Source organism: Pantoea sp. Ap-967, from assembly GCF_011752565.1.
In the GTDB taxonomy this organism is placed as follows: Bacteria; Pseudomonadota; Gammaproteobacteria; order Pseudomonadales; family Pseudomonadaceae; genus Aquipseudomonas.
In genome coordinates this window covers 1-17,395 of the sequence record NZ_VWXK01000056.1, presented here as the reverse complement: position 1 = coordinate 17,395, position 17,395 = coordinate 1, and the positions used below count along the sequence as shown (strand labels likewise).

At 64.1% G+C, this 17,395-nt stretch carries 19 protein-coding genes; all 19 read right to left on the bottom strand.

Annotation, left to right across the window (positions count from 1 at the left end; translation table 11 throughout):
• Window positions 1–828 (bottom strand): Hpt domain-containing protein (locus F3J45_RS29280; RefSeq protein WP_205300738.1); only part of this gene is annotated, 828 nt, incomplete at its 3' end.
• A gap of 12 nt (window positions 829–840) precedes the next feature.
• Entirely contained in the window at window positions 841–1,629 is a 789-nt protein-coding gene (locus F3J45_RS29275) for a protein phosphatase CheZ (RefSeq protein ID WP_167070833.1), read from the bottom strand.
• A gap of 18 nt (window positions 1,630–1,647) precedes the next feature.
• Complete coding sequence (locus F3J45_RS29270; RefSeq protein ID WP_240158348.1) at window positions 1,648–2,034, bottom strand: chemotaxis response regulator CheY; 387 nt, start codon at window positions 2,032–2,034, stop codon at window positions 1,648–1,650.
• 108 nt (window positions 2,035–2,142) lie between these two features.
• A complete protein-coding gene (gene fliA, locus F3J45_RS29265) occupies window positions 2,143–2,883 on the bottom strand; it encodes an RNA polymerase sigma factor FliA (protein ID WP_167070832.1) in 741 nt (246 codons plus the stop codon).
• Complete coding sequence (fleN, locus tag F3J45_RS29260; RefSeq protein ID WP_016393812.1) at window positions 2,880–3,713, bottom strand: flagellar synthesis regulator FleN; 834 nt, start codon at window positions 3,711–3,713, stop codon at window positions 2,880–2,882. The genes fliA and fleN overlap by 4 nt, the downstream gene beginning before the upstream one ends.
• A gap of 93 nt (window positions 3,714–3,806) precedes the next feature.
• On the bottom strand, window positions 3,807–5,114 hold the full coding sequence (flhF, locus tag F3J45_RS29255) for a flagellar biosynthesis protein FlhF (protein ID WP_167070831.1): 1,308 nt from the start codon (window positions 5,112–5,114) through the stop codon (window positions 3,807–3,809).
• 11 nt (window positions 5,115–5,125) lie between these two features.
• Entirely contained in the window at window positions 5,126–7,255 is a 2,130-nt protein-coding gene (gene flhA / locus F3J45_RS29250; protein WP_167070830.1) for a flagellar biosynthesis protein FlhA, read from the bottom strand.
• 289 nt (window positions 7,256–7,544) lie between these two features.
• Window positions 7,545–8,687, bottom strand: coding sequence for a flagellar biosynthesis protein FlhB (gene flhB / locus F3J45_RS29245; protein WP_167070829.1), 1,143 nt, complete (start codon window positions 8,685–8,687; stop codon window positions 7,545–7,547).
• Between the two features lie 2 nt (window positions 8,688–8,689).
• Window positions 8,690–9,466, bottom strand: a complete 777-nt coding sequence (fliR, locus tag F3J45_RS29240) for a flagellar biosynthetic protein FliR (RefSeq protein ID WP_167070828.1) — start codon at window positions 9,464–9,466, stop codon at window positions 8,690–8,692.
• 7 nt (window positions 9,467–9,473) lie between these two features.
• Window positions 9,474–9,743 carry a flagellar biosynthesis protein FliQ gene (fliQ, locus tag F3J45_RS29235; RefSeq protein WP_167070827.1) on the bottom strand — a complete coding sequence of 90 codons (270 nt, stop codon included), beginning with the start codon at window positions 9,741–9,743 and terminating at the stop codon, window positions 9,474–9,476.
• A 21-nt stretch (window positions 9,744–9,764) separates the two neighbouring features.
• Entirely contained in the window at window positions 9,765–10,520 is a 756-nt protein-coding gene (fliP, locus tag F3J45_RS29230) for a flagellar type III secretion system pore protein FliP (RefSeq protein WP_370526508.1), read from the bottom strand.
• A 35-nt stretch (window positions 10,521–10,555) separates the two neighbouring features.
• A complete protein-coding gene (gene fliO / locus F3J45_RS30220; RefSeq protein ID WP_205300737.1) occupies window positions 10,556–11,023 on the bottom strand; it encodes a flagellar biosynthetic protein FliO in 468 nt (155 codons plus the stop codon).
• Window positions 11,024–11,488: a flagellar motor switch protein FliN gene (gene fliN, locus F3J45_RS29220; protein ID WP_167070825.1), complete on the bottom strand. Its 465-nt coding sequence runs from the start codon at window positions 11,486–11,488 to the stop codon at window positions 11,024–11,026.
• 47 nt (window positions 11,489–11,535) lie between these two features.
• The gene (gene fliM / locus F3J45_RS29215) at window positions 11,536–12,504 is read right to left on the bottom strand and encodes a flagellar motor switch protein FliM (protein ID WP_167070824.1); all 969 of its coding nucleotides are present in this window, start codon (window positions 12,502–12,504) and stop codon (window positions 11,536–11,538) included.
• A gap of 9 nt (window positions 12,505–12,513) precedes the next feature.
• Window positions 12,514–13,011, bottom strand: coding sequence for a flagellar basal body-associated protein FliL (gene fliL, locus F3J45_RS29210; RefSeq protein WP_167070823.1), 498 nt, complete (start codon window positions 13,009–13,011; stop codon window positions 12,514–12,516).
• Between the two features lie 117 nt (window positions 13,012–13,128).
• Window positions 13,129–14,424, bottom strand: coding sequence for a flagellar hook-length control protein FliK (locus F3J45_RS29205; protein WP_167070822.1), 1,296 nt, complete (start codon window positions 14,422–14,424; stop codon window positions 13,129–13,131).
• A gap of 72 nt (window positions 14,425–14,496) precedes the next feature.
• Window positions 14,497–14,835, bottom strand: a complete 339-nt coding sequence (locus F3J45_RS29200; protein ID WP_240164741.1) for an Hpt domain-containing protein — start codon at window positions 14,833–14,835, stop codon at window positions 14,497–14,499.
• Between the two features lie 69 nt (window positions 14,836–14,904).
• On the bottom strand, window positions 14,905–16,593 hold the full coding sequence (locus F3J45_RS29195) for a fused response regulator/phosphatase (RefSeq protein WP_167070820.1): 1,689 nt from the start codon (window positions 16,591–16,593) through the stop codon (window positions 14,905–14,907).
• An 8-nt stretch (window positions 16,594–16,601) separates the two neighbouring features.
• Entirely contained in the window at window positions 16,602–16,907 is a 306-nt protein-coding gene (locus tag F3J45_RS29190) for an STAS domain-containing protein (protein WP_167070819.1), read from the bottom strand.
• Between the last annotated feature and the right edge of the window lie 488 nt (window positions 16,908–17,395).

Genomic DNA, 17,395 nt, shown 5'->3' with positions numbered 1-17,395 from the left:
GCTGATTTCGTCACTGCTGGCCGCCGGTGCGGGGGCCTGCGGCGCCACGCTGGCGCCCGGCAGGGCATCGGCCTGGAAGGTGCCCTTGCCATGCAACTGGTCGAGCAGCGACTCGAATTCTTCGTCGGTGATTTCGTCGCTCACCGGGGCACTGGCTTCGGCCACCGGCTCAGCGCCCGCCAGTTCCGGCGAGAACTGGCCCTTGCCGTGCAGCTGGTCGAGCAGCGATTCGAACTCGGCGTCGGTGATTTCATCACCGCCAGCACTGACGGTCTCGCCTGCCATCTGCGCGTCGAACGCCGCGGCCTCGGCCTTCACCGCATCGAGCGAGTCGAGCAGCTGCTCGAACTCGGTGTCGGTGATGTCGGCCTCGGCGGCAGGCTCGGCCGCTACCGGTTCAGCGGCAGCCTCGAGCACCGCTGCAGGCGCATCGGCGCTGGCAGGTTCGGCCAGGCGCGACAGGGCTGCCAGCAACTCAGGGGTGGCCGGGGTCACGTCGCTGCGCTCGCGCACTTGGCCGAACATGCTGTTGACCGTGTCCAGCGCTTCGAGCACCACGTCCATCAGTTCCGCGTCGACCCGGCGCTCACCTTTGCGCAGGATGTCGAACACGTTCTCGGCAATGTGGCAGCACTCCACCAGCTCGTTGAGCTGAAGGAAGCCGGCGCCCCCTTTTACAGTGTGGAAACCGCGAAAGATGGCATTGAGCAGGTCGGCATCGTCGGGTCGGCTTTCCAGCTCGACCAGTTGCTCGGACAGTTGCTCAAGAATTTCGCCGGCTTCTACCAGGAAATCCTGAAGGATTTCTTCATCGGCGCCGAAGCTCATTAAACGTGCTCCTTAAAAACCCAGACTGGACAGCAGATCATCGACATCGTCCTGACCGGACACGACGTCTTCACGCTTATCGGCATGAATCTGCGGACCTTCACCCCGAGTCGGATGTTTTTCTTGATCTTTTTCAGCGCGCAGCTGCTGGTGGTCATGTTCGATACCGGCAAAACGGTCGACTTGACTGGCCATCAGCACGAGCTTGAGCAGATTGCTTTCTACTTCGGTCACCAGCGCGGTCACGCGCTTGATCACCTGGCCGGTCAGGTCTTGATAGTCCTGGGCCAGCAAAATGTCGTTGAGGTGCCCGGATACCTTGCGGTTACCCTCGGCGCTGTGCGTCAGGAAACTGTCGACGCGCTTGACCAGCTCGCGAAACTCTGGCGCGGCCACCTCACGGCGCATGAAACGCTGCCAGTCCACGCTCAGGGACTGCGCCTCGGCCGCCAGGTCGTTGAGCACCGGGGTGCTCTCCTCTACCAGGTCCATGGTGCGGTTGGCGGCGCCTTCGGTGAGCTTGACCACGTACGACAGCCGCTCGGTGGCGTCGGTGATCTGCGACACTTCCTCGGCCTGCGGCATGCGCGGGTCGATCTGGAAGCTGACGATGGCGCTGTGCAGCTCACGGGTGAGCTTGCCGACTTCCTGGTACAGGCCGCGGTCGCGGGTCTGGTTGAGCTGATGAATCAGCTGCACCGCCTCGCCGAAACGCCCTCGTTCCAGGCTCTCGACCAGCTCCTGGGCATGTTTCTTCAGGGTCGATTCGAACTCCCCCAAAGACGAATGTGTTGGTTCCATGGCGCCCCCTGACCTGACTCAGCCGTTGACGCGTTCGAAGATCTTCTCGATCTTTTCTTTGAGCACCTGGGCGGTGAACGGCTTGACCACGTAACCATTGACCCCGGCCTGGGCCGCTTCGATGATCTGGTCGCGCTTGGCTTCGGCGGTCACCATCAGCACCGGCATGCCCTTGAGGCGCTCGTGGGCGCGCACCTTGCGCAGCAGGTCGATACCGGACATGCCTGGCATGTTCCAGTCGGTCACCAGGAAGTCGTAATGGCCGCTTTCAAGCATCGGCAGCGCCGTGGTGCCGTCGTCGGCTTCATCGGTGTTGGTGAAGCCCAGGTCACGCAACAGGTTCTTGATGATCCGCCGCATCGTCGAAAAATCGTCAACGATGAGGATTTTCATGTCTTTGTTCAAGTAGACCTCCAAGCAGTCTCAAACGCGCTCGGCCCCGAGCGCGCGCATTCATTCAATTCGGTACAACATGGAAAACGAACGTGGCGCTCGACCGCGACCACCCCGGGCTCAACGTGCCCGCCATTCCCCCAGGCGGCTGCGCAGGCGCGCGGCACACTGGCTGTGCAACTGGCTGACCCGCGACTCGCTGACCCCCAGGACCTCGCCGATTTCCTTGAGGTTGAGCTCTTCGTCGTAGTACAGCGCCAGCACCAGCCGCTCACGCTCCGGCAGGTTGGCGATGGCATCGGTCAGGGCAGCCTGGAAGCGCTCGTCCTCAAGGTCGCGCGACGGCTCGACCTGGCCGCTGGCACCGTCCTCATGCAGCCCTTCGTGTTCGCCGTCCTGCAACAGGTCGTCAAAACTGAACAGGCGGCTGCCCAGGGTATCGTTCAAGATCCCGTAGTAATCATCGAGGCTCAATTGAAGTTCGGCAGCAACTTCATGATCTTTAGCGTCTCGCCCGGTTCTTGCTTCAACCGCACGCATCGCGTCGCTGACCATGCGTGTGTTGCGGTGCACCGAACGCGGTGCCCAGTCGCCTTTGCGCACCTCATCGAGCATGGCACCGCGGATGCGGATGCCGGCGTAGGTTTCGAAGCTGGCGCCCTTGCTGGCGTCGTATTTGTTGGCGACTTCAAGCAGGCCGATCATGCCGGCCTGGATCAGGTCCTCGACCTGCACGTTGGCCGGCAGGCGCGCCAGCAGGTGGTAGGCGATGCGCTTGACCAGCGGCGCGTAGCGTTCGACCAGTTCGTACTGGGCGTCCTTGGCCGCCTTGCTGTACATCTTGAAACCGCTTGCGTTCATAGCACCGGCCCTGCGCTGGTGGGTTGCACCAGGCGCTCGACGAAGAACTCCAGGTGCCCGCGTGGGTTGGCCGGCAGCGGCCAGCTGTCGACCTTCTGGGCGATGGCCTTGAACGCCAGGGCACACTTGGAGCGCGGGAACGCCTCGTACACCGCCCGCTGCTTTTGCACCGCCTTGCGCACGCACTCGTCGTAGGGCACGGCGCCCACGTACTGCAGGGCAACGTCAAGGAAGCGGTCGGTGACCTTGGTCAGCTTGGCGAACAGGTTGCGCCCTTCCTGCGGGCTCTGCGCCATGTTGGCCAGCACGCGGAAACGGTTCATGCCGTAGTCACGGTTGAGCAGCTTGATCAGCGCGTAGGCGTCGGTGATCGAGGTGGGCTCGTCGCACACCACCAGCAACACTTCCTGGGCTGCGCGGACAAAACTGACTACCGAGTCACCAATACCCGCAGCGGTGTCGATCACCAGCACGTCGAGGTTGTCGCCAATCTCGCTGAATGCCTGGATCAGCCCGGCATGCTGGGCCGGCGCCAGGTGCACCATGCTCTGGGTGCCGGAGGCAGCCGGCACGATGCGCACCCCGCCTGGCCCCTGCAACAGCACGTCACGCAATTCGCAGCGGCCCTCGATGACATCGGCCAGGGTGCGCTTGGGGGTGAGCCCGAGCAACACGTCGACGTTGGCCAGGCCAAGATCGGCGTCCAGCAGCATCACCCGGCGGCCGAGTTCGGCCAGCGCCAGGGACAGGTTCACTGAAACGTTTGTCTTGCCGACGCCACCTTTGCCACCGGTTACGGCGATCACCTGTACGGGATGCATGCTACCCATGTTCGTTGTTTACCTTGTCTCGCTTGGACCCACGCCACGCGCACCGCGCGACAGCCAGCTCCGGAATGTAGGTATTGTGCATACGCTCGCTCCTCAACCCACGCGCCGCGGGTTGTGGTAGAGATCAGCGAACATGTCGGCCATCGCCTCTTCGCTGGGCTCGTCCTGCAGTTGCACGTTGACCGCGCGGGTCACCAGCTGGTGCGGGCGCGGCAGGTGCAGGTCGTCAGGAATGCGCGGGCCATCGGTGAGATAAGCCACCGGCAGTTCATGACTGATGGCCAGGCTCAGCACATCGCCGAGGCTCGCCGTTTCATCGAGTTTGGTCAGGATGCAACCGGCCAGGCCGCAGCGCTTGTAGCTGTGGTAGGCGGCGGTCAGCACCTGCTTCTGGCTGGTGGTGGCCAGTACCAGGTAGTTCTTCGCGGCAATGCCACGCCCGGCCAGGGTTTCCAGCTGCATGCGCAGGGCCGGGTCGCTGGCCTGCAGGCCGGCGGTGTCGATCAGCACCACGCGCTTGCGCAGCAACGGCTCCAGCGCCGCCGCCAGGGACTGGCCCGGGTCGACGTAGGTCACCGGCACGTTGAGGATGCGGCCCAGGGTCTTGAGCTGTTCCTGGGCGCCGATGCGGAAACTGTCCATGCTCACCAGGGCCAGGTTCTGTGGGCCGTACTTGAGCACGTAGCGCGCCGCCAGCTTGGCCAGGGTGGTGGTCTTGCCCATGCCGGCCGGGCCGACCATGGCAATCACGCCGCCGTCTTCGATGGGCTCGACCTGCGGCACTTCGATCATCCGCGCCAGGTACGCCAGGAGCATGCGCCAGGCCTGGCGCGGCTCTTCGATCTCGGCCGTGAGGTCGAGCAACTGGCGGGCGATCGGGCCGGACAGGCCGATACGCTGCAGGCGGCGCCAGAGGTTGGCCTGGGCCGGCTTGCTGCCTTGCAGCTGGTTCCAGGCCAGCGAGCCCAGTTGCACTTCGAGCAGCTCACGCAGGCCCGACAGTTCCGAGCGCATGGCATCAAACAGGCGCGGGTCGACTGCGGGCTGCGCAGGCGCGGGGGCCGGGGCTGGCGTATCGACGTGCGGTTCGATCAGCGGCTCGGCAGCGGTCAGCGACTGGCCGGCGAACAATTGGCGGTTGCCTTCGCTGGCTTCGGCGCGGTTGTCCAGCTCGGCCTGGGCCGTGGCGATGCGCGACTGGGTCTTGCGCAGCTCTTGTTCAAGCTCGGCGTTGGGCACGCGCGGGGCCAGCGCAGACAGCTTGTAGTCCAGCGCAGCAGTCAGTTCGACACCCCCGGCAATGCGGCGGTTGCCGATGATGGCGGCATCGGCACCCAGCTCATCACGGACCAGCTTCATGGCCTGACGCATATCGGCGGCGAAAAAACGCTTAACTTGCATAACCCACTACCTCAGCCGTTGGGGCCCACGGTGGCAACGATGGTGACTTGCTTGTTATCCGGTATTTCCTGATACGCCAGAACATGCAAATTCGGTACAGCCAGGCGGCCGAAGCGCGACAGCATGGCGCGGATCGGGCCGGCGACCAGGAGAATGGCCGGCTGGCCCTGCATTTCCTGGCGCTGGCATGCGTCGATCAACGAACGCTGCAGCTTTTCGGCCATGCTCGGTTCCAGAAGCACACCGTCTTCCTGACCCTGCCCGGCCCTTTGCAAACTATTGAGCAAAATCTGTTCCAACCTGGGCTCCAGGGTGATCACAGGCAGCTCGGACTCAACGCCGACAATGCTTTGCACGATGGCGCGACACAATCCGACCCGCACCGACGCCACCAGCGCGGCGGTATCTTGACTCTTGCTGGCGTTGTTGGCGATGGCCTCGGCGATGCTGCGGATGTCTCGCACCGGCACCTGCTCGGACAACAGCGCCTGCAGAACCTTGAGCAGCCCCGACAAGGAAATGACGCTAGGCACCAGTTCCTCTGCAAGTTTAGGCGATGCCTTGGCCAGCACCTGCAGCAACTGCTGGACCTCTTCGTGGCCGATCAGCTCGTGGCAGTGCTTCTGCAGGATCTGGTTGAGGTGGGTGGCCACCACGGTACTGGCATCGACCACGGTGTAGCCCAGCGACTGCGCCTGGGCGCGCTGGCCGATGTCGATCCACACCGCTTCCAGGCCGAACGCAGGGTCGCGCGCGGCAATGCCGTTGAGGCTGCCGAACACCTGGCCGGGGTTGATCGCCAGCTCCCGGTCCGGGTAGATCTCGGCCTCGGCCAGGATCACCCCCATCAGCGTCAGGCGGTAGGCGCTGGGCTGCAGGTCGAGGTTGTCGCGAATGTGCACCGTGGGCATGAGGAAGCCCAGGTCCTGGGAGAGCTTCTTGCGCACCCCCTTGATCCGCGCCAGCAGTTGCCCGCCCTGGTTGCGGTCGACCAGCGGAATCAGGCGGTAGCCGACTTCCAGGCCGATCATGTCGATGGGCGTGACGTCATCCCAGCCCAGTTCCTTGGTGTCCATCGCACGTTGCGGCGAGGGCAGCAGGTCTTGCTGGCGCTGGGCTTCTTTCTGCGCCTCGACCTTGGCCTTCTGCTGCTTCTTCCACACCAGGTACGCGCCACCGCCGGCCAGCAGGCCGAGGCTGAGGAAGGCGATGTGCGGCATGCCCGGCACCAGGCCCATGACGATCATCAACCCGGCGGATACTGCCAAGGCCTTGGGCGAATCGAACATCTGCCGGTTGATGAGCTTACCCATGTCCTCGGAACCCGAGGCGCGGGTGACCATGATCGCGGCGGCGGTGGACAGCAACAGTGATGGCAATTGCGCCACCAAACCGTCACCGATGGTCAAAAGGGCGTACACCTTGCCGGCGTCGCTGAACGACATGTTGTGTTGCAGCATGCCGATCAGCATGCCGCCGATCAGGTTGATGAACAGGATCAGCAAGCCGGCGATGGCGTCACCGCGCACGAACTTGCTGGCACCGTCCATCGAGCCGTAGAACTCGGCTTCCTGGGCCACTTCGGCGCGGCGGGCCTTGGCTTGAGCCTGGTCGATCAGGCCTGCGTTGAGGTCGGCGTCGATGGCCATCTGCTTGCCGGGCATGGCATCGAGGGTGAAGCGCGCGCTCACCTCGGAAATACGCCCGGCACCTTTGGTCACCACCACGAAGTTGATGATCATGAGGATGGCGAACACCACCGCACCGACCACGTAGTTACCGCCGATCACCACTTCGCCGAAGGCCTGGATCACCTTGCCCGCGGCGCCATGGCCCTCCTGCCCGTGCAGCATCACCACGCGGGTGGAGGCGACGTTCAGCGCCAGGCGCAGCAGGGTGGCCACCAGCAGGATGGTCGGGAATGCGGCAAAATCCAGCGGGCGCAGGGCGTACACGCACACCAGCAGCACCACGATCGACAGGGCGATGTTGAAGGTGAAGAAGACGTCGAGCAGAAACGGCGGTATCGGCAACATCATCATTGCCAACATCACCAGCAGCAGCAGCGGCACGCCCAGGTTGCCCCGGCCCAGGCCGGCCAGGTTATTGCGCGCGTTGCTGATTAACTGAGTGCGATCCACCGCGAGTCCTCTTGATGCAAAACTTTGACGCCCAAGGGGCGCTTGGGCGAGGCTTTGCAAGAAGCTTTCCAACTTTGTGTGGCTTGGGGGATTTAGCGCCTGGGAGATCGAGCGCCGCCCGCGCGGCGCTTCGCGAGCTAGCGCTCGCTCCTACGTTTGTTTCGGGCCAGTAAGGCCTGGGAGATTGCGCGCGAACGCCTTGGTGCACGCCTGTAGGAGCGAGCGCAGCTCGCGAAGCGCCGCGCGGGCGGCGCTCGATCTCCCAGGTGCCGCCCCATCATGGCGAACCTCAGCTATCGCGGCGCAGGTCCGGCGGAATCGGCAATTCGTCTTTCAACGGCTCAGGCCGCTTGCCCTTGCCCGAGCGGTACTGACGGATCTGGAACACATAGGCCAGCACCTGCGCCACCGCCAGATACAACCCCGCCGGAATTTCCTGCTCGACCTCGGTGGAGTAGTAGATCGCCCGCGCCAGCGCCGGCGACTCGAGAATCTGCACCTTGTGCTCCACGCCGATCTCGCGGATCTTCAAGGCAATGAAGTCGGTCCCCTTGGCCAGCAGCAGCGGCGCCACCCCGCCCTTTTCCGGGTCGTACTGCAGGGCCACGGCGTAGTGGGTCGGGTTGGTGATGATCACGTCCGCCTCCGGTACCGCCGCCATCATGCGCCGCTGCGACACCTCGCGCTGCAGCTGGCGAATGCGCTGCTTGACCTCTGGCTTGCCCTCGCTGTCCTTGTACTCGTCCTTGACCTCCTGCTTGGTCATCTTGAGTTTCTTCTGGGTCTGGTACAGCTGGAACGGCACGTCCGCCGCGGCAATCAGCAGCAGCCCCGCGGCCATCCACAGGGCACTCCAGCCCACCACCTGAACGCTGTGGATGATCGCCTGCTCCAGCGGCTCATTGGCAATCGCCAGCAACGCCTGGCGGTCGTTGCTCAGCACCACCAGCGCGACGATCAGAATGACGAAGAACTTGGCCATCGCCTTGAGCAGTTCGGTCAGCGAATTGAGCGAAAACATGCGCTTGATGCCCGACAGCGGGTTCATGCGGCTGAACTTGGGCTGCAACAGGCTCCCGGAAAAGATGAACCCGCCCAGGACAATCGGCGAAACGAAGGCAATGATGAACAGCAGCACCAGAATCGGCTGCACCGCCCAGATCGCCATCTTGCCGGAGGCCAGCAGGTACAGGCTCATCGAGCGCTCGTCGGTCAGCACCTCGCGGGTGAGGGAGAAATTCTGGCGCATCAGGGTCATCAGCGTTTGCGCCAGGTTGCCGCCAAAGGCCAGCAACGCACCGGCACCCGCCAGGGTCGACGCGACCGTGTTCAGCTCCTTGGAACGGGCGATCTCACCTTTTTCCCGCGCATCGCGCTTGCGCTTGTCGGTGGGGTCTTCTGTCTTGTCCTGGCCGCTCTCGCTCTCTGCCATGTTCAGCGCGCCCTTGCCAGTTCACGCAGCCATTGCAGCGCTTCGCTGGCCAATGCCTGGTAGTGGGAGAGAATATCGGCCAGGCCCACCCAGAAGATGCCGATACCCAGCACCAGGGTCAGCGGGAAGCCGATGGAGAAGATGTTCAACTGCGGCGCGGCGCGGGTCATCACGCCAAAGGCGATGTTCACCACCAGCAACGCGGTGATTGCCGGCAGAATCAGCAGCAGCCCGGCACCGAATACCCAGCTCAGGCGCCCGGCCATCTCCCAGAAGTGGTTGACCACCAGGGCATGGCCCACGGGCAAGGTGGTAAAGCTCTCGGTGAGCACTTCGAACACCACCAGGTGGCCATTCATCACCAGGAACAGCACGCTCACCAGCATGGTCATGAACTGGCTGATAACCGCCACGTTGACGCCGTTGGCCGGGTCGACCATCGAGGCGAACGCCATGCCCATCTGCACGGCGATGATCTGCCCGGCGATGACGAAGGCCTGGAACAGCAACTGCAGGGAGAACCCGAACAGCGCGCCGACGATGATCTGCTCACCGCACAGCAGCAGGCCACGCAGGCTGAGCGGGTCGAATTCGGGCAGCGGCGGCAGCGCCGGCACGATCACCACGGTGATCGCCACCGCCACGTACAGGCGGATACGCGCCGGCAGCATGCGCGTGCCAAAGATCGGCATGGTCATCAGCACCGCGGTCACCCGAAACAGCGGCAGCAGGAAGGTCGCGACCCAGGTGCCGATCTGCGCGTCGGTCAGCTCCAGCATGGCCGGCTCACCCGATCAGCTGCGGAATGCTGGTGTACAGGCCGGTGATGTATTCCATGAACTTCTGCACCAGCCAAGGCCCGGCGACGATCAGCGTCACCAGCATCACCAACAGGCGCGGCAGGAAGCTCAGGGTCTGTTCGTTGATCTGCGTGGCGGCCTGGAACATCGCCACCACCAGGCCCACCAACAGGCTCGGCACCACCAGGATGGCGACCATCAAGGCGGTCAGCCACAGCGCGTCACGGAACAGGTCGACAGCTACTTCAGGTGTCATCGGGCGCTCTCCTTGGCAGCGTCACACGCCGCCGAAACTGCCGGCCAGGGTGCCCATGATCAGCGCCCAGCCATCGACCAGGACAAACAGCATGATCTTGAACGGCAGCGAGATGATCAGCGGCGACAGCATCATCATGCCCATGGCCATCAGCACACTGGCCACCACCATGTCGATGATCAGGAACGGAATGAAGATCATGAAGCCGATCTGGAACGCGGTCTTCAACTCCGAGGTGACGAACGAAGGCACCAGGATGGTCAGCGGCACCTGGTCAGGGCCTGCGATGTCGGTGCGCTTGGACAGGCGCATGAACAGGTCCAGGTCGCTTTGCCGGGTTTGCGCCAGCATGAAGTCCTTCAGCGGCCCCTGGGCCTTGTCGATGGCCTGCTGGGCGGTCATCTGCTCGTTCAGGTACGGTTGCAGGGCATCCTGGTTCACCCGGTCGAACACCGGCGCCATGATGAACAGGGTCAGGAACAGGGCCATGCCGGTCAGCACCTGGTTCGACGGCGTCTGCTGCAGGCCCAGGGCCTGGCGCAGAATCGAGAACACGATGATGATGCGGGTGAAGCTGGTCATCAGGATGACGAACGCCGGAATGAAGCTCAGCGCCGTCATGATCAGCAGGATTTGCAGGCTGACCGAATACTCCTGCTGCCCGTCCGGGCCATTGGACAAGGTGATCGCCGGCACCGACAACGGGTCGGCGGCCAGGGCCAGCGGTGCCACCAGCAGCAATGCCAGCGGCAACAAGGCGCTCAACGCCCGTTTCAACGAGGTGTTCAACAACAGGCGCAGGGCGCGGCTCATCACTTCTTGTCCTTCTGATCCTTGCCCATCAGCTCCATCAGCCGCTGGGCAAATTCCGGCGTGGCCTGGCGTGCGCTGGCCGGCACGTCGACGGGTTCGGCCATGACGTGCAGGGTTTCGATGCTGCCCGGGGTGTGGCCGATCAGAATCTGTTCCTTGCCCACCTGCACCAACAGCAAGCGGTCACGCGGGCCGATGGCGCGGCTGCCGACGATCTCGATCACCTGCCCGCCCTTGGGCGTGGCGCCCTGCATGCGGCGCAGCGCCCAGGCCAGGAAGAAGATCAGGCCCACCACCAGCAGCAAGCCGAACACCATCTGGCCCAGCTGCGCACCGAGGCTGCCCGGCGTGGCCGCAGGGGCTGCAGCCGAAGCAGGCGTGGCGGGCGTTGGCGTGGCGGCGGCGATGGCCAGTTCGCTGGCCAGCAACACGGCCAGGGCCATCACGGCCCGCATCGTGCCCTTCACTCAGCGCAGCTTCTTGATGCGTTCGCTGGGGCTGATCACGTCGGTCAGGCGAATGCCGAACTTCTCGTTGACCACAACCACTTCGCCATGGGCGATCAAGGTACCGTTGACCAGCACATCCAGCGGCTCGCCCGCCAGGCGGTCGAGTTCGATGACCGAGCCCTGGTTGAGCTGCAGCAGGTTGCGGATGTTGATTTCGGTGCTGCCCACTTCCATGGAAATGCTCACCGGAATGTCCAGGATCACATCCAGGTTGGGGCCTTCCAGGCTCACGTTCTCGTTCGGCTTGGGCGAGCTTGCAAACTCTTCCATCGGCAGGCGGCCACCGCCAGCCTTGCCGGTATCACCCCCAAGCAGCGCGTCGATGTCGGCCTGGCCGGCATCGCCGGTTTCTTCCAGGGCGGCAGCCCACTCGTCGGCCAGGGCCTGGTCTTCCGGGGAAGTGATCTCGTTTTCGTTAGCCATGATGTCCTCGACAGGCATTCAATTCGTAATGAGCGACCGGCGCGCCGTCAGCGGCGCCCGATCGGGTCGATGATCTGCAGGGCCAGGTTGCCCTTGTGCGAACCCAGGCGCGCCTTGAACGACGGCACGCCGTTGGCGCGCAGCACCAGGTGCTCGGGCAGTTCCACCGGAATCACATCGCCGGCCTGCATGTGCAGGATGTCGCGCAGCTTCAGCTGGCGGCGGGCAACCGTGGCGGTCAGCGGCACCGACACGTCCAGTACGTCTTCGCGCAGGGCCTTGACCCAGCGCTCGTCCTGGTCGTCGAGGTCGGACTGGAAGCCGGCATCGAGCATTTCGCGCACCGGCTCGATCATCGAGTACGGCATGGTCACGTGCAGGTCGCCGCCGCCGCCATCGAGCTCGATGTGGAAAGTCGACACCACCACCGCTTCGCTGGGCCCGACGATGTTGGCCATGGCCGGGTTGACCTCGGAGTTCATGTACTCGAAGTTCACCGGCATGATCGCCTGCCAGGCTTCCTTGAGGTCGACGAAGCACTGGTCCAGGACCATGCGCACCACCCGCAGCTCGGTGGGGGTGAACTCACGGCCCTCGATCTTGGCATGGCGGCCATCGCCGCCGAAGAAGTTGTCCACCAGTTTGAACACCAGCTTGGCGTCGAGGATGAACAACGAGGTGCCACGCAGCGGCTTGATCTTGACCAGGTTGAGGCTGGTCGGCACGTACAGCGAGTGCACGTATTCGCCGAACTTCATCACCTGCACGCCGCCCACCGCCACGTCCGCCGAGCGGCGCAGCAGGTTGAACATGCTGATGCGGGTGTAGCGGGCGAAGCGCTCGTTGATCATTTCCAGGGTCGGCATGCGACCGCGCACGATGCGATCCTGGCTGGTCAGGTCGTAGCTCTTGATGCTGCCAGGCTCCGCGGCACTCTCGGTCTGTACCAGGCCATCGTCGACACCGTGCAGCAGCGCATCGATCTCATCCTGGGACAGCAGGTCCTGTACGGCCATTGCGGGCTCCTACTGCAATACGAAATTGGTGAACAGCAATTGGTCGACGACTGGCTTGCCGACTTCCTTCTGCGCCACTTCCTGCACGACAACCGTGGCTTTCTGGCGCAGCATTTCCTGGCCCACCGGGCTGCCGGCCAGGGTGTCGAAGCCCTGCCCGGAGAACATCATCACCAGGTTGTTGCGGATCACCGGCATGTGCACGCTCAGCGCATCCAGGTCGGCCTGGTTGCGGCCTTGCAGGGTGATGCTCAGTTGCATGTAGCGCTGGCGGCCGTTCTGGTTGAAGTTGACCACGAAAGCCGGCGTCAGCGGCACGTAGATGGCGGGCGCCTTGACGTTGGTCGCGGCCGCTTGCGGTGCGGGTGCCGGTTCACTCTTGTGCATGATGAACCAGGTAGCGCCCACCGAGACGCCGATTGCCAGCAGCAGGCCTACGACCAGCAGCAGGATCAGCTTGAGTTTGCCTTTCGCGGCGGGGTCTTTCACTGCGTCGCTCTTCGCCATGCCAATAATCCGTCATCCGTCGGGGTTTCAAGGAAGGATGACGAGGCTTGAGCAAGTGTTATGCCAGTTTTGGATCGAACGCTCCCCCGTGGGAGCGAGCGCAGCTCGCGATGCGATTCAGGCGTAGTAATCGACGGCACTGTCGCCCACGACCACCTGCTGCTCCACGCCACGGGACGCCTCGGCCACCTCACCTACATCGCCGCCAGCCTGCGCCCGGCGCGCCGCCACACCCGACAACTGGGTGCCCTCCTGCTGCTGCGCCTGCTGCTGTTGCTGGCGCGACTGGTCGGCAACGTTGACGTCCGGTTGCGCCAGCCCCTGCTGGGCGAACAGCTCGCGCAGGCGGTGCACCTGGCTATCCAGGGCGTCGCGCACGCCAGCATGGCCACTGATGAAGGTCACCTGGGTGGACTGGTCCGTCGCCACGTTGACGCGGATGTCCAGGCGCCCGAGCTCAGCCGGCTCCAACTGAATATCCGCCGACTTGAGGTTCTGGCTGGACAGGTACATGACCCGGTTGACCAGGCCTTCGGCCCAGGCGCTCTGGTTCATCTGCAAGGGCTGGTTGAGCGGGCTGGGGCTGACCGGCACGGCATTGGCGGTCTTGGCCGTGACGGCCTGGGTCAGGCTGGCCAGGCGGTTGGCGAAGTCATCGACGCGGGTGTCGCTGCTCGCACTCTTGGTGTCCTTCAGGCCGTCTTCGAGCAAGGCACCGAAGGCCTTGTCGCCGGTTTGCGACTGGCCCGCTTCGGCTTCGGTCTTCTCGATCAGGGTCGCCAATGGATTGACGGCCACCTGGCCATCGTCGGGCTGCTTCGAGGCATCGGCGGCGTGTGCCGAGGTGGTGCCCTTGGCCTGGGCACTTTGCTCCAGCGCCAGGCGCAAGGTAGGCAGGTTGGCCAGCGGATCGGCGTCCGGGTCGAACGCTTCCGGCTCGGGCTCTTCGGCTGGAGCCACGGGCGGTGCTTGCACAGCGGCCTGCAGCACCGGTGCCACCGTCTCGGCCTGGGCCTGCAGCAACTGCGCACCCGGCTGGGCATCGGTGACCTGGCCTGCGACCAGGTTGGCATCCAGCGAACTGCCGCCAGCATCGGCGCCGGCGGCGTCATTGGCAGCGGCTTGCGCCGGATCGTCGGCAGGCAATTTGTTGCCGTCATCGGCAACCGCCGGTTTATCGACGGGGTCTTTCTTGCCGCCCTGGGCGACATCGGGCTTGTCCTTGGGCTTGGCCTGGGCGACCTTGTCATCGCGCGTCGGCACTTTGTCGTGCCCTTGCCTGGCCATGACTTGATTGAAGTCGCTGCCCTGCCCGCCCGCCGCCTGCAGCGATCGGTCCACCCGCGAGGCAGCCGCACTGGCGCCCTTGCTCAGGGTGTTGGCTTGCAACAAAGGGTTGGGTGCGACAGGCATTGAACGGTCTCCGCGCCAAGAACTGAAATATCATCTGGCCATGGAGAGGCAAAAGTCGCGCCAACTTGCAGGTCAGCTGGTGGAAACGCGCTCCCGCTCAGCGCGGTAGAAGCGCTGCACCTCCAGGTACTCCTGGTCGATGCGGCTCACCAACTCTTCGATGCCGTGCAACGGCCGCTGCTTGGCGCGCTCTTCGAGCAGCTGGCACAGATGTGCCAGGCCTATGGCGCCCATGTTGCTGCTGCTGCCCTTGAAGCTGTGCGCGGCCATGCCGAGTTCGTCGGCGTTCTTGGCCTCGTGCAACTGGCTCAAGCGCCGCTCGGAATCTTCGAGGAAGGTTTCCAGCAGCTGCAGGTAGCCATCTTCCATGACCTCCTGCAAATCGCTGAGGACCTTGTGGTCAATGTGCATGTCAGTCACTTGTTCGCTCCTTGATCAAGCCGGATTATGCCTTAGCCGCCACGCGGCACTCCAGGCTACCTACCAGTCGAACCACACCCGCGCACAGCGGCCGTTGTCCTGCCATTCGGCGCTGCAACCGAGCCGGCGCACCAGCTTCAGGCCGCGGCCACTCAGGCCCTGCTCCCGGGATGGCTGCGCCAGCACCGAGTCCACATCGAAACCTGCGCCACTGTCGCGCACCTCAATCATCAGACGCCCGCCAGCGGCCAGCGGTTCCACCCGCAGGTCGATGCGCACGTATCCCTCGGCCAGCGCGTCCAGGCGGCGGGCGCGCTCGCGGTAATAGTCGGCAAACCCCTGTACATCGCGCTTGAGCCGCGAGTCCAGGCCCAGCACGCCGTGCTCCAGGGCATTGGAATACAGCTCGCTGAGCACACTGTGCAAGTCGCCGGTACGCGGCCGCAGGCCATGAATTTCTTGCAACAACTGCACCAGGTACGGCACCGGGTTGGCGCGCTTGAGGCTTTCCCCGCGCAGCTCGAAACCCAATGACCAGTCCAGCGGGCTTGAGCGCCCACTGTCGGAATAAAGCGTGGGCGCCGGCACCTGCTCCTGGGCGGTGAACATGCGAATATCGCACAGGCTGATGTCATCTCGGCGCCGGCCGAAGCGCTCCAGCGCCTGCATCAGCTCATCGAACAGGCAGGCTGGCTCGCGGTTGGCGGCCAACACCTCATGCAAACGCTCGACGCCGAACAGGCGTTCCTGCTCATCCGAGGTGTCCACCACCCCGTCGGACAACAGCAACAGGCGCTCACCGGCAGCCAGGGGCAGCACTTCGGTGCTGTCTTCGAAGCGCTCCGCCGGCAACACCCCCAAGGGTAGGTGGCGCGATGTCAGGCTGCCCAGCACCTCACCCGCCGCCGACAGCCGGTAACCATCGGGCATGCCGCCATTCCATACTTCCACCGAACCGCGCTGCACGCTGATATTGACCAGCAATGCACAGCAGAACATGTCCACCGGCAGGATGCGCTTGAGCTTGGCGTTCATCTCGCGCAGCATTTGCGCCAGGCCATAGCCTTTGGCCGTCATGCCGTAGAACACCTCGGCCAGCGGCATGGCGCCCACTGCGGCGGGCAGGCCGTGGCCGGTGAAGTCGCCAAGCAGCACATGCATGTCGCCGGCCGGGGTGAACGCGGCCAGCAGCAGGTCGCCGTTGAACAGCGCATAGGGCGACTGCAGGTAGCGGATATTGGGCGCACCAATGCACCCGGAGTGGGCCACCTTGTCGAACACCGCCTTGGCCACGCGCTGCTCGTTAAGCAGGTGATGGTGGTGCCGGGAGATCTGGTCGCGCTGCTCCAGCACGGTTGCCTGCAACCGGCGCAGGCGGTCCATGGCGCGGATCTTGGCGCCGAGAATCACCGCACTGTAGGGCTTGGCCATGAAGTCGTCGCCACCGGCTTCCAGGCAGCGCACCAGGGCGTCTTCCTCGTTCAGCGAGGTGAGGAAGATGATCGGCACCAGCGCCTCGCCGGCCAGGGCCTTGATTCGCCGGGCCGCTTCGAAACCATCCATCACCGGCATCAATGCGTCGAGCAGCACCAGTTGCGGGCGCTCCTGGGCGAACAGGGCAACGGCCTGCTCGCCGTTTTCTGCCGTGAACACCTGGTGGCCCTGGCGCCGAACGATTTGCGCCAGCAGCAGGCGGTCGACCGCGCCATCTTCGGCCACCAGCACGGACAACGCCTGTTCGGCAGGCATGAGGGCGCTCAACTAATGGCGAAGAGCTTGTCGAAATTGGAAATGGCGAGGATCTTGCGTACGTCGGAACTGGCGTGCACCACGCGCACGTCCGACTGATCGCCGCCAGCATGGTCACGCAGCAACAGCAGCATGCCGAGCGCAGAGCTGTCCAGGTAGGTGGTGTCTTTCAGGTCGACCACCACCGAGTCAGGCCTTTTGGCCTGGCGCTCGTAGGCGTCGCGAAACTCCTGATGCTTGCCGAAATCGAAGCGACCTTTGATCTTGATCGTGAGCTTTTTCTCGTCCTGCGAAAAATCTGTTTCGACTGCCATTCTAGCGATTCCTTCGATGATGGCGAATGCACCCCTTCAAGGTGTAGCAGGCGGATGCCAGAGTATCAAGCTCGCCCGTGCCGGCCCTTTCGCGCAGCTCGCGATGGGGCGCGCAGCGGCCCGAGGGTTACAGCTTCGTGGCACATGATGCCAGGGCTGCTTTGCAGCCCATCGCGAGCTGCGCTCGCTCCTACCAGGTTCATCGTCCGTGCTTGAAAATGCGATCTGCAAACACCGGCGCAGCCTTGGTCTGCTGCTCAGATACCGATCTGCAGGCCGACGCCGCCCCGGTAGGAGCGAGCGCAGCTCGCGATGGGGCGCGCAGCGGCCCCAGGGTTACAGCTTCGCGGCACATGATGTTGGGGCTGCTTTGCAGCCCTTCGCGAGCTGCGCTCGCTCCTACCAGGTTCATCGTCCGTGCTTGAAAATGCGATCTGCAAACACCGGCGCAGCCTTGGTCTGCTGCTCAGATACCGATCTGCAGGCCG